This window comes from uncultured Shimia sp., assembly GCF_947498095.1.
Lineage (GTDB): Bacteria > Pseudomonadota > Alphaproteobacteria > Rhodobacterales > Rhodobacteraceae > Shimia.
The window spans coordinates 319,803-332,511 of the sequence record NZ_CANMJE010000002.1 but is presented as its reverse complement, the minus strand read 5'-3'; the positions used below and the strand labels follow the sequence as shown (position 1 = coordinate 332,511).

The following is a 12,709-nucleotide window of genomic DNA, read 5'->3' as shown; positions in this document are numbered from 1 at the left end:
GCCAAAGTACTCGCGCCGCAGGCTGCGCCCCGACGGGGCGCAAACGCTCACTAGGCACAGGCAGCTACGGCACGACGTGTCAGAACCGCGACCAGATGTGCACGGTACTCTGACGACCCGTGAAGGTCCGAGATCATACCATCCGCCGACGGTGCTGCAGGCACCGCATCCGCAGAGAAATTCGCCGTCAGGGCAGCCTCTGCCGCTCCCCAGCGATGCACGCCTTCTTCTGCCGCACCGGTGACGGCTACCCGCACACCCGCTGCCGTCTTGGCGACAAACACCCCGACCAGCGCAAAGCGCGAGGCAGGCTGTTCGAACTTTTGATAGTTCGCCGCCTGAGGTTTGGGGAAGCTGACCGAGGTGATGATCTCACCTTCGTCCAGGGCCGTCTCAAACATGCCTTGGAAATAGTCATCCGCCGCAATCGATCGGGCATTTGTGGTGATCGTCGCCCCCAACCCCAGAGCTGCGGATGGGTAACAGGCCGAAGGATCGTTGTTGGCAAGGGAACCGCCAATCGTACCGCGATTTCGCACGGCTGGATCGCCAATATTGCCCGCAAGATCTGACAAGGCCGGGATCAAGCCACTGGCTGCTACGTCCGCATGCACGGTCGCGCCACCAACGCTGATGGCATCGCCATCATCGCAGACACCTTGCATTTCGGCGATCCCGGTCAGGCTCACCAATTTCGAGGGGCTGGCCAGACGCTGTTTCAGCGTGGGGATCAGGGTTTGCCCACCCCCCAGCGCCTGTGCGTCCTCTGTGGCCAGTGCCGCAACCGCATCAGCAATGCTGGAGGGCTTTTCAAAGTCAAAGTCATACATGGTCCGTCCTCCTTACTTGTTCATTGCTGCCCAGACGCGCGATGGCGACACAGGCATATCGATATGGCTCACATCATGGCCCCCGGATTGCAACGCGTCGACCACGGCATTGACCACCGACGGCGGCGACCCGATGGCCCCGGCTTCACCGCAGCCTTTTACGCCCAAGGGATTGTGCGTGCAGGGCGTCTGGCTTGAGTGATCCACCGAATAGAACGGCACATCATCCGCACGCGGCATGGCATAGTCCATGTAAGACGCACTCAAAAGTTGGCCATCACTGTCGTAGGTGCAGTTTTCCAACAGCGCTTGGCCAATTCCCTGACCAAGCCCGCCGTGCACCTGACCTTCGACGATCATCGGGTTGATAACGTTGCCGAAATCATCCGCGGCCGCAAAACGTTCGATCGTCACTTTACCGGTTTCAGGGTCAACTTCGACTTCGCAGGCATAGGCACCAGATGGGTAGGTAAAGTTGGCCGGATCATAAAATGCGGTTTCTTCAAGCCCAGGCTCAATGTCCTCGATTGGGAACTGATGCGGTACATAGGCTTTCAGAGCGACTTCGCCCCAGGCAACAGATTTATCCGTTCCGGCAACCGTGAACTGGCCGTCCTTCAACTCGATATCTGCGTCCGACGCTTCCAACATATGGGCTGCGATCTTCTTGGCTTTGTTGATGATCTTTTCCGTGGCCTTCACGACCGCAGAGCCACAGACTGCAAGCGAGCGTGATCCATAGGTCCCCATGCCAAACGGGATTTTGCTGGTATCGCCATGCACAATCTCGATCTGACCTTCGTCGATGCCCAGCATATCCGCAACAACTTGCGGAAAGGCCGTCTCGTGACCCTGACCGTGGCTGTGCGCCCCGACCATCACCGCCAGAGACCCGGTGGCATTCACACGCACTGTGGCAGCATCATAAAGACCGACACGCGCGCCCAGAACGCCAACAAGGTTCGAGGGCGCAATACCGCAAGCCTCGATATAGCTGTTCACGCCCAGACCGCGCAGCTTGCCACGCGCTTCGCTATCGGCACGACGCTTGGCAAACCCGGCGAGATCACCGATCTCTTCCAACTTGTCCATCACCGCATCATAATCGCCGATGTCATATTCCAGCGCGACAGGCGTCGTGTACGGGAACTGATCAGGTTTGATAAAGTTCTTACGACGCAGCGCAATGGGATCCATGTTGAGTTCACGCGCACATTTGTCGATGACGCGCTCAATGGAATAGGTCGCTTCAGGTCGCCCTGCCCCACGGTAGGCATCTACGGGTGCCGTATTGGTCAACACGGCCTTGAGGTTCACATAGACATGCGGAACCGTGTAATTCCCTGCCATCAGCGTGCCGTGAAGGAAGGTTGGCGTCACTGTCGCAAAGTTCGACAGGTACGCGCCGACATTGGCCAGCGTTTCCGTGCGAATAGCGATAAAAGTGCCGTCTTCTTCGGTCGCCAGTTCGATCTTGGTCACGTGATCGCGGCCATGCGCATCGGTCAGGAAGCTTTCCGACCTGTCCGCTGTCCACTTTACCGGACGACCAAGTTTCTTAGCCGCTGCAAGAACCAGCGCTTCTTCGCCGTAGTGGTAGATTTTTGAACCAAAACCACCCCCTACATCCGGCGCAATCACGGTCAGCTTGTTCTCGGGAATGCCCATCACAAAGGCCGAGATCAGCAGGCGCGTGAGGTGCGGGTTCTGCGACGTTGTGTGCAGCGTGTAATCGCCCGTGCCGGGCTTATAGTCGCCAATTGACGCCCGCGGCTCCATTGCGTTTGGAACAAGGCGATTGTTGACCAGTTCCAGCGTGGTTACATGCGGCGCATTTTTGATGGCCTCGTCGGTCGCGGCACGATTGTCCTCAATCCAGCCCCAGTCGAACACCATGTTGGTTTCGATCTCGTCATGAACCAGCGTGGCCCCTTCGGCCAGCGCTGCCTCGGCTGTTGCAACGGCTTGCAACTCTTCGATGTCAGCGTCGATAGCTTCTGCCGCATCACGCGCTTGTTCCAGCGTCTCGGCAATCACCGCGGCATAGGCATCCCCAACATGGCGAGCCTTGCCGTGGGCCAAAACCGGGCGCTTAGGCTCTTTCATTGGTGTGCCATCACGGCTTTCGATGTACCAGCCAGCAGGGTTGCCACCGACCTCGACAAAGTCTTCGCCGGTGAAGACGGCCAGAACACCTGGCATGGCTTCTGCAGCCGAAGTGTCGACAGATTTTATGACGCCATTCGCGACGTTCGAGCGGGCAAAAACCGCATAGGTTTGACCCTGTTGATTGATGTCATCCGTGTAGTTTCCCTGTCCGGTCAAAAACCGGACGTCCTCGCGCCGCTTTGAGCTGGCGCCGATGCCTCCATCTTTGGGCATGGTAGTCCTCCCCTAAATCATACGCATATCGCGTATTGGTGTTTTGATGCGCAGCAAACCTCCCCGCTTGCAGCGCTCATTTTCTAGTACGCGTTCCAGTAACCTTTGATCACGTCACGGGTTGCCAGACGTTCTGTCTCGCTGGCTTCTCCATGAACAACCAAAAGTGCACGTCGGTACTCGTTGTCATTTGTCGTGGAACCGGCACACAAAATGACCACATCCTGATCCCCTGGCTCCAGATCCCACGCAAAGACATTCCACGAGCCGGCGCTTACGCTATTTGCGCCAAGAGTATCTTTGTACCTTTCCAAGACGGAAACCGCGCGATCCATACACTCGGCTTTGTCATACAAAACCCCAAGATCCGATGTCGAATACCCTTCGGCCTGCGCGACCAACGGGCTCGACAAAGTCGCTGCCAATACGGGATACGCTAGGCGCATGCCTTTGCATCGCTTTGAGCTAACGATCCTACCTTCTTGTTTTAGCATGAAAATTCCCTCCCAAACGATAAATGTGTCGTGATTTCAAGTTCCGGTATTAGCAAGCATTTGCCTTAATATGCCTGCCAATACCCCTTGAGTACGTCGCGGGTTGTAAAGCGCTCCGTTTCGCTTTTGGCGCCGTGAATTACCAAAACGGCACGGTTCTCAACCTCCCCAGATGTTGACCCGACACAGGTGATCACAACGTCCTGATCGCCGGGCTCCATGTCCCAGCCGTAGACAACCCAGGTGCCCGAGCTGACACTAGAGGCGCCAAGCGTATCCTTGTATCTTTCAAGCACGGATTCTGCCTGAGCCATACAATCGCTCTCGCTGCTTGTTACGCCAAGATCCACGACGGAATACCCTTCGGCCAGCAGCGCAGATGGCAAAGCAAGCGCGGCGCTCAATCCTAACGCATTTAGCCAACTCATCATTCAGCCGCCACTGCAGAAACATCCTGACCGGACGCAGCCAGAATGGCCTTGACGATGTTGTGATACCCGGTGCACCGGCAGATATTACCTTCCAGATAATCGCGAATTTCCGCCTCGCTTGGCTTCGGATTATCCTTGAGCAGAGCTGCGGTCGACATCACCATGCCTGGGGTGCAGAACCCGCATTGCAGACCATGATGGTCCTGAAACGCTTGTTGGATCACGTTCAGGGATCCGTCAGCATTGGCTTGCCCCTCAATCGTGTCGACCGATGCACCATCGGCTTCGGCAGCCAGCATCGTGCAGGCTTTGACGGCTTCTCCGTTCACGTGCACCACACAGGCCCCGCATTGGCTGGTGTCACAGCCCACATGGGTTCCTGTAAGGTTTAGTGTTTCTCTCAAAAAGTGGCTTAGCAAGGTGCGGCCTTCGACATCGCCGGACGCAGTCTTGCCATTCACGGTCATTGTGACCTGTGACATTGGCTCCTCCCAGATTGTTCTTCTTTTTGGTCTTTATAGACCTCGAAGTTAAACACGGGGCGGCGACTCTGAGAACCTTTTTTTCTGAATGGTCAATAAATTCCCTTGCGATTGCCTATTTTTAAGCCTTCTAACCCCGCTCAACACGCTCGCGCGGCATGGGGCGAGTCGGGATTTCCTTGAGCAAGCCGCCGACTCCCATTGCAGCAATATCGGACGCCGTAACATCAATTCCGCAGATGATCCGTTCCAGAACCCAATCTGCGCCGTTCAGCGCCGGAGAGCGTGCACAACCCGGCAGCCCGATCACCGGACGCCCCTTGCAACGGCCCAGAAACAACAGATTACCCGGATCAACAGGCATGCCAAACCGCTCAATCTCGCCGCCCGCAAGACGCACGGCTTCAGGCGCCACATCATGCACATCAGACGTGGCAGAGGCAGTAAGAACAAAAACGATCTCGCCCGTGGCGCTCTGGATCGCATCCGCCAAAGACTCCGGGCGATGTGGCACCAAAACGCGATCCTGAAGCATCATGCCCATGCGCTGAACGCGCCCCAACATAGCGCTTCGCCCCTTATCAGACGGCGCCTCGGGCCCAACCGTTGTCTCGATAAGCGTGGCAGAACCAAAAACCGGCGGCGCTACACGCAGGCCACCCTGGGCAATGTCGCAGGCTTTGACCAGATTGGTCTCGGGGACCGCGTAGGAAATGATTTTGATCGTGGCGATCATCCCGTCAGCATCTACCCGGTGGAAATCGGGAACCGTAGCGATCGTTATCATCGGGTCAATCGCATTGATGGCGTTGATGATCTTTGCATCCACCCGGGCCACGCCGCAGCCCGTGGTATAGAGGTTGACCCGCCCGGCACCTGCGCCTGAGGCCCGAAGTCCATGCCCCTTAGACGCAGTCAGAATAGCCTGCGCGAGGCGTTCCGCTGCCCTGTCTTCAGGCACATCGCCAGCCTCAAGGAATGCCACAACCACAGTCTCGTGACCTTCGGCGGCAAGATCATCAATGTGGATTCGTGTAAGCCGTGTCCCCTTTGCAATTCGATAGGTCATTTGCATGTCATAAGGACGGTCCAAGGCACGCAGAGAATGGGCCAGAACTGCGCCCTCTGCCTGATCCAGCACGACAGGGCCAAACCTCATGCGCCCATCCTCAGAACCTGAACCATTTCAGACAGGATCGACAGGGCAATCTCAGATGGGCTTGCTGCCCCGATGTCCAAGCCAACGGGGCCGTGAATGCGTGCGATCTCAGTCTCTGAGAACCCAGCCTCGGAGAGCCGCTGCACGCGCGATGCATGGGTGCGTTTTGAGCCCAGCGCACCGATGTAGAACACGTCTGATCGCAGGGCGATCTGCAGCGCCGGATCGTCCAGTTTGGGATCATGGGTCAGCAAAACCAGCGCGGTTCGGGTATCCAGCCCAATCTGTTGCATGGCTTCGTCCGGCCAGTCTTCCAAGATGGTTTCGCCGGGAAACCGCGCCTCAGAGCCAAATGCACTGCGCGGATCGACGATAATTGGATCATAGCCTGCAATCCGCGCCATTGGGACTAGCGCCTGCGCGATATGCACGGCTCCGACAATGGCAACTCGCAAAGGCGGGTTATGAATGGCAACAAATTCGCCGCTCTCTTCGACGCCTGATCGGTCCATTCGAAACTGCGTTTCATGACCCTCGCAGGTCAACATCCCACCACCAGTCGACGGATCGCAGACATAGGCGACGGGGCGCCGCTCTGCCCGTGCGGTGACCAGCTCCTGCAAAACATCTTCTGCCAACACTGCGCCCACGGGTTCCACCAGAACCCGGATAGTTCCTCCGCAGGCCAGTCCAACAGCAAAAGCATCTCCGTCGCTGACACCAAACTCCAGCAACCGCCCCTTGCCATCCTCAAGTGACTCCAAGGCTTCGACCATCACCGCGCCTTCGACACAGCCGCCAGACACCGATCCCTCGATCTGTCCATCCCCGGAGACCACCATCTGAGACCCCGTGCGACGCGGTGCTGATCCCCATGTCTCAATCACAGTCGCCAGAGCAGCCCCACGTCCTGCGCGGTGCCAATCCAGTGCCAGTTCCGGGGCACCTCGTGCAGTGTGTTTCATGTCATCCTCATTCATAGAGCCACAAGATGGGCTTTGAGTGCGTTGAAGACAAGCCAGAGCTGCCACTCAACCCCATGGACATGGAATTGACATGAGACAAAAAGCTGACAAATTTTGGGGCAAACACGCTAGAGGACACCAGAATGCCTTACCCCATCTTGCACGCCGCTCGCCTTGTCCTGTTTTTTGCAATCGCAACACCCGCTTTGGCTGAGACCCTTGAACCTCAGTTGCAAGAGCAGCGTGAGTATTACTCAGCTCTCTCAAAACGCGCGTGCCAAGAAGATAGAGGTGCGATTGAGGAATTGCGTAGCAAAGCAATGATGGAAAACCATCCGGTTGCGATGAACAGCATGGCTTGGCTCATCCTGACCAAAAAATGTAACTACAAAGATTACCCTCAAAGTGCTGCAGTGGATTTACAATACGGGTCTGCGCAGGCTGGCTACCCAATCGCCCTGTTGAACTATGCCAAGCGACTTACCAAAGGGCTTTTGGTGGTGCAGGATCACGACTATGCGCATGACTATTTCTATCGCGCAATGCGACAGCAATATGGTGGCGCAGCGATCGCGCTGGGGCTTGAGTACGTCAGCGGGACGCACATGCCCAAAAATCCGACACGGGCTCGCGAGATGTTACACTTGGCGTTGGAGTTAGGGGCCGATGGAAAAGACATCGAACGGCTAAGAGATCAACTAGAACAGGCGAGCATCCCCACAAGCCGACCTCACCCCAATCAACATCCGTGGAGCTTCACCCAATACAGCACGCATTTCAGCGGCATGCGGATGGCCTATTGGGAATACTTCGATCGCGGTCTTCCATTGGGGCGGGTCTTTGTTGGTGTTGACCCCTTGTTCAATCGCTTGTTGCTGGGAATGAGCGTCGTCTCAGCCGATCCTATTGTGCGGTTTTTTGACGTCCACGTGGACCCTGGCAACGGTGATCTGGTTCAGATCCCTGTTATGTCCTGCCAGCAAGACAGTTGCATAACATCTGATAAAGACGCTGCGGGCAGCCAAATTCAGCGGATAGTGCTGACGCTTCCCCGAGACAGCAGGGAGTCTTCTTTGGAGGCCATCAAAGCCGGAGCCGCCATCGTTTTTCGCTTTCAGACCCGTGCAACAACGTCAAATGCTCAGGCCAGAACTTTTGCCTTTAGCCTCTTTGGCTCGCACGAGGCTATGGAAATGCTTGCCGAAAACTCGCAATAGACAAAAACGATGGGGGTTGTGGCTTTGGCCGGCTCCTGGGGGAGAGCCGGCCCAGATCCCGTAGATACCGGACCTGTGACCCTCTTGGTTGCGTCCCCTAGCAGGGTAACCCCACACCTAAAGCCCGAGGCCATAGCTGTGGGGCGGACAGACCCCAAGCGATGCCCGGGTACGCCCCCATAAGAGCATTTGACCAGCTATGTCGGCACCAATTGGAGGTCCCGAGAGTGACCTTGGCGCGGGAACGGATGTTCCGACGCCTCGCGCGTTCCATAACGGCCAAGGGTTCATTTAGAGCGACCGGCAAAGAAGACCATGCGCAACGTGTAACAAGGCACGTCCCCGGTCTTAACCTGCGCCGAGGCTCGCCATCAGACGCGCCTTTTCCCCGGCATCGTCGGGACGCGAAATCGCTGACGCAAGATCTTCCAAAGAGGCTATCGAATGGCCAGCTCGGAAACTGTCTACATGCGGCAGCATTGTTTGAATGCCCTGCGCTTTGGGGGCAAAACCATCCCAGCGTAACAAAGGGTTCAACCAGATCAGTCGCCGCGCACTCAGGTGTAATCGTTGCATCTCACGCGCCAAAGCCTTTGGGTCACCACGATCCAGACCATCGGTGATCAGCAGCACAACAGCGCCCTGCCCCATGACCCGTCGTGACCAATCGCGATTGAAGCTGTGCAGGCAATCGCCAATGCGGGTACCACCCTCCCAATCCTGAGCCTCGGCACCGGCCGAGGCCAGCGCGTGATCGACGTCACGGGTAGCCAAATGGCGCGAGATATTTGTCAGCCGGGTTCCAAAGGTAAAGCCATAAACACGCGCCCAGCCCGCGCCTTTCTGGTTCGCAACGGCATGAAGAAAATGCAAAACCATGCGGCTGTATTGGCTCATTGAGCCGGAGATATCGCAGAGCACCACCAAATTGGGCCAGCGAGGACGTGGCTTTTGCCGAGAGAGAGTCTGGATGTCCCCCCCCTGACGCATCGCCGCCCTCAGAGTCCGTCGCCAATCGGCGCGCGCTCCGTGCAGATCAGGTATCCCACGTCGCGACAGAATGGGTTTCACGGGCAGGTTCAGGCGCGCCAACATACGTTTGGCGGCGGCGATCTCATCGGTGCTCATCTGCTCAAAGTCGAGGCTGCGCAGACGTTCCTCGGACGACATGGTCAGTGACGCATCAATCTCGATCTGCGTCTCACCGTCATTTTCTTGCTCAGACGTCTTAGGCAAATCGCGCTCAACACCATCCAGCAATGCCTCGGCTGCCCGTTTTTCGCCCGCGTTGGCCGCACGCTCTTCCTGAACGCCGCGTACTGCAGGTAACAGTGCCGCCATCATATGCTCAAGAAACTGAGGATCGCGCCAATAGAGGCGAAAAACCTGAGCAAACACAGCGCGATGTTCGGGCCGGGACACAAAACAGGCGTGCAAAGTCCAATAGAAATCTTGTTTTGAGGTGAAACCTGCCGCCTCAACCGCGCGCACTGCGTCGATAATCCGACCCGGCCCGATACGCAGCCCGGCCTTACGCAACGCCCGTGCGAACCACGTGATATTGTGTGTGAGCCGGGGATCCTCGGGAATTTCTAGGTGGGCCGCTTCGGACATGCGCGTCAGGCTGGTTCGAGTGTCGCGCGCGCCTGATCCAGCACACGTTTCGCCTCGGCTCCCTGCAGTTTGGCAATGTCATCCTGATACTTCAGAATTGCCCCCAACGTGTCAGCGATCAATTCGGGGCTGAGCGTTATGACGTCCAGCGCCAACAGGCACTTGGCCCAATCAATCGTTTCCGCGACACCGGGTTTCTTGAACAGGTCCTCGCCACGCAAGGCCTGCACAAAGGCCACCACCTCGCGGCTGAGGGCTTCGGCAGCCTCGGGCGCGCGCGACTGCAGGATGGCGATCTCGCGATCAAAGTTCGGATAATCGACCCAGTGATAGAGGCACCGCCGTTTAAGCGCATCATGTACCTCGCGGGTCCGGTTCGACGTGACAATTACGATGGGCGGCTCAGGCGCTTTGATCGTACCAATCTCGGGAATCGTCACCTGAAAATCGCTGAGCGCTTCCAAGAGAAAGGCCTCAAACGGTTCGTCAGTGCGATCCAACTCGTCGATCAACAGAACCGGTGGCCCGGCAGGGTCTGGCTGCATTGCCTGCAACAGTGGCCTCTCAACCAGATAATCCGGGCCAAAGAGTTCCGCGTTCAACATGGAACGATCTGCCTGACCGGAGGCTTCAGCGGTGCGAATCGCAATCATCTGCGCGGCAAAGTTCCACTCATAAACGGCCGAAGACGCGTCCAAGCCTTCGTAACATTGCAGACGGATCAAGTTGCGCCCGAGAGCTGCGGCAATCGCCTTGGCAATTTCGGTCTTGCCGACGCCTGCCTCTCCTTCCAGAAATAGGGGTCGCCCCAGACGGAGGGACAGAAAAACAACGGTCGCAAGGGCGCGGTTACAGACGTATCCCTGTCGCTCCAGCCCTGATTGAACCTCGTCGATGCTCTCAAATGCCTGCATTTTGCCCCTCTCCTATTCCGCGTCAGGCTGCACGTGCCGCCCGGCGCGGTCAAGCGCGTGATCTTTGCAAAACCGCGCTCGGTTCCCTATTTATGCCTTATTGGCCCCCTATGTCAGAGGCATAGTGTAGGGCGCGCTGTGTCCAAGACCAGCGACCAGGGAATGAGTACATGCAGGACGCACCAAACGGCTTTGATACCCCCATGTTGGGATTGGCCACATCCGAGTGGCTGGAACACATAGAAGAGATTGCTGAAGAACACGGCTATTTTCAGCCCCTCGGCCCAGATCATTTCGCGACATTCGTTGAAGATAAGCCAATGCTTGTGGTCACATTTGAATCCATTGAGAGCATCCAGTCACGCGCAGATACCGGCCAACCGCTCGGATTTGAGCTTGTGCGCGAATTGGGATGGTCGCACCTTTGCATCTTGTCTCATGGCCAAAGCTGGTTCCGCGACCCAGCCGTTTATGCGTTTTTTGATCGCCTGTCAGATGACGGGTTCTTTGATGAGTTCGATCACGTACTGTTTTACGGTGCAGGGTCTTGCGGCTATGCCGCTGCGACCTATTCCCTCACGGCCCCCGGAGCGCGTGTGGTGGCCGTGAATCCCCATGCGACCTTGTCACCCGAGGTGGCGGGCTGGGACAAACGCCACAAGTCGGCCCGAAAGCTGTGTTTTACTGACCGCTATGGCTATGCACCGGAAATGATCGAGGCCGCCGAGAAGGCGCATATCATCTATTCTTCGGATGAGCCCGAAAACGCCATGCATGCGGCCCTGTTTCGCAAAGCCAATGTTGATGTGTTGACCATGCCGCCAATGGGCGGCCCGGCAGAAACCGCATTGATGAACATGCAAATCCTGTTGCGAATCATGGTGCAGGCCGGCGTGGGAACCCTCACCCGCGCTTCCTTTTACAAACTGCTGCGGGCGCGGCGCGATTATGGCCCATACCTGCGCACTTTGCTGCGACGTCTGCAAGCGAACGAACGGGTTTTGTTAACTGCAGTGCTCTGCGCCAATGTCACTTCTCGAATGACCGCACCGCGTTTTTCCAAGACCCTCGACAATCTTGCAAAAGACGCGGTGGACGGGCGATTGGCTGGATAACCACACCGCGCGGCGTCTTTGCCACTGGAAACACAAGCCGGTTTTGTGTAATCGGCCCTCATGAGCACATCCCTGACCATCGCCCGCCCCGATGACTGGCATCTGCATCTGCGCGACGGCGCAATGCTCAGCGCCGTCTTGCCTGAAACCGCCCGCCATTTCGCACGGGCGATCATCATGCCGAACCTTGTGCCTCCGGTCGTAACCGGTGCCCAGGCCGCAGCTTACCGCGAGCGTATCTTGGCCGCCATGCCGGACGGCAGCTCATTCGAGCCGTTGATGACATGTTACCTGACCGAGGACACCGATGCCGCAGATATCGCCGCAGCCCATGCCTCGGGTCTGATAAAGGCTGTTAAACTCTACCCGGCAGGCGCCACCACCAATTCTGCAAGCGGTGTCGCAAATTTTGACAACGTGCGCGATGTTCTTGAGAAAATGGCCGAGATCGGCCTGCCGCTTTGCGTCCACGGCGAGGTGACCGACGCCGAGATCGACATCTTCGACCGCGAGGCCGTGTTCATTGATCGCGTACTTGATCCGATCCGCCGCGCCACCCCTGGGCTGCGTGTCGTTATGGAGCATATCACGACCAAAGACGGCGCCGATTATGTTCTGGCCAATGACCACGATCTTGGCGCTACGATCACCGTTCAGCACCTGATCCTGGACCGCAACGACATGCTCGTTGGCGGCATGCGCCCGCATTATTACTGCTTGCCGATCCTCAAGCGTGGCCATCACCGTGAGGCTTTGCTGGCCGCCGCCACCTCGGGCGACACGCGGTTCTTTTTGGGCACAGACAGCGCCCCCCACCCGACACACGCAAAAGAATCCGAATGCTGTTCGGCTGGCTGCTTCACTGCACCCAACGCGCTCGCCATTCTTGCGCAGACCTTCGAAAAGGCAGGCGCGCTCGACAAACTCGAAGGCTTCATCTCGCGCCACGGCCCTGCCTTTTATGGCCTGCCTGTGAATGCAGACACGATCACCCTCACCAAGTCAGATACCGCTACAATCTTCCCGGCAAAGATCGACGCCGGAGAGCACACCGTTACCGTCTTTGACCCGGGATTCCCGGTCTATTGGGACGTGACCTGACCTTC

General features: G+C 57.4%; 12 protein-coding genes. 3 read left to right on the top strand and 9 right to left on the bottom strand.

Annotated elements, in window-relative coordinates; genetic code table 11:
• Positions 1-50 precede the first annotated feature (50 nt).
• The 7 genes from Q0932_RS04825 to Q0932_RS04795 all read right to left on the bottom strand — a co-directional run bounded on the left by Q0932_RS04825 (position 51) and on the right by Q0932_RS04795 (position 6,743).
• A complete protein-coding gene (locus Q0932_RS04825; RefSeq protein WP_299350171.1) occupies positions 51-830 on the bottom strand; it encodes a xanthine dehydrogenase family protein subunit M in 780 nt (259 codons plus the stop codon).
• Between the two features lie 12 nt (positions 831-842).
• Complete coding sequence (locus Q0932_RS04820; RefSeq protein ID WP_299350170.1) at positions 843-3,212, bottom strand: xanthine dehydrogenase family protein molybdopterin-binding subunit; 2,370 nt, start codon at positions 3,210-3,212, stop codon at positions 843-845.
• Positions 3,213-3,295: 83 nt separating this feature from the next.
• Complete coding sequence (locus Q0932_RS04815; RefSeq protein WP_299350168.1) at positions 3,296-3,706, bottom strand: hypothetical protein; 411 nt, start codon at positions 3,704-3,706, stop codon at positions 3,296-3,298.
• Between the two features lie 65 nt (positions 3,707-3,771).
• The gene (locus Q0932_RS04810; RefSeq protein ID WP_299350167.1) at positions 3,772-4,134 is read right to left on the bottom strand and encodes a hypothetical protein; all 363 of its coding nucleotides are present in this window, start codon (positions 4,132-4,134) and stop codon (positions 3,772-3,774) included.
• Complete coding sequence (locus tag Q0932_RS04805) at positions 4,134-4,619, bottom strand: 2Fe-2S iron-sulfur cluster-binding protein (RefSeq protein ID WP_299350166.1); 486 nt, start codon at positions 4,617-4,619, stop codon at positions 4,134-4,136. The genes Q0932_RS04810 and Q0932_RS04805 overlap by 1 nt, the downstream gene beginning before the upstream one ends.
• Positions 4,620-4,749: 130 nt before the next feature.
• Positions 4,750-5,778, bottom strand: a complete 1,029-nt coding sequence (locus tag Q0932_RS04800) for a molybdopterin-binding protein (RefSeq protein WP_299350165.1) — start codon at positions 5,776-5,778, stop codon at positions 4,750-4,752.
• Positions 5,775-6,743 carry an XdhC family protein gene (locus tag Q0932_RS04795; RefSeq protein WP_299350163.1) on the bottom strand — a complete coding sequence of 323 codons (969 nt, stop codon included), beginning with the start codon at positions 6,741-6,743 and terminating at the stop codon, positions 5,775-5,777. The genes Q0932_RS04800 and Q0932_RS04795 overlap by 4 nt, the downstream gene beginning before the upstream one ends.
• A gap of 143 nt (positions 6,744-6,886) precedes the next feature.
• Between Q0932_RS04795 and Q0932_RS04790 the strand changes: the two genes are divergently transcribed.
• On the top strand, positions 6,887-7,960 hold the full coding sequence (locus Q0932_RS04790; protein WP_299350161.1) for a hypothetical protein: 1,074 nt from the start codon (positions 6,887-6,889) through the stop codon (positions 7,958-7,960).
• Between the two features lie 348 nt (positions 7,961-8,308).
• Here the strand turns inward: Q0932_RS04790 and Q0932_RS04785 are convergent, their stop codons facing one another.
• Both Q0932_RS04785 and Q0932_RS04780 read right to left on the bottom strand, forming a co-directional pair.
• On the bottom strand, positions 8,309-9,574 hold the full coding sequence (locus Q0932_RS04785; RefSeq protein WP_299350159.1) for a VWA domain-containing protein: 1,266 nt from the start codon (positions 9,572-9,574) through the stop codon (positions 8,309-8,311).
• 5 nt (positions 9,575-9,579) lie between these two features.
• Complete coding sequence (locus Q0932_RS04780) at positions 9,580-10,488, bottom strand: MoxR family ATPase (protein ID WP_299350157.1); 909 nt, start codon at positions 10,486-10,488, stop codon at positions 9,580-9,582.
• A 170-nt stretch (positions 10,489-10,658) separates the two neighbouring features.
• On the opposite strand from Q0932_RS04780, the gene Q0932_RS04775 reads away from it, so the two are divergent.
• Together Q0932_RS04775 and pyrC are read left to right on the top strand one after the other, a co-directional pair.
• Positions 10,659-11,603, top strand: coding sequence for a phosphoadenosine phosphosulfate reductase (locus tag Q0932_RS04775; RefSeq protein ID WP_299350155.1), 945 nt, complete (start codon positions 10,659-10,661; stop codon positions 11,601-11,603).
• Positions 11,604-11,663: 60 nt separating this feature from the next.
• The gene (gene pyrC / locus Q0932_RS04770; protein WP_299350153.1) at positions 11,664-12,704 is read left to right on the top strand and encodes a dihydroorotase; all 1,041 of its coding nucleotides are present in this window, start codon (positions 11,664-11,666) and stop codon (positions 12,702-12,704) included.
• Positions 12,705-12,709: the final 5 nt, after the last annotated feature.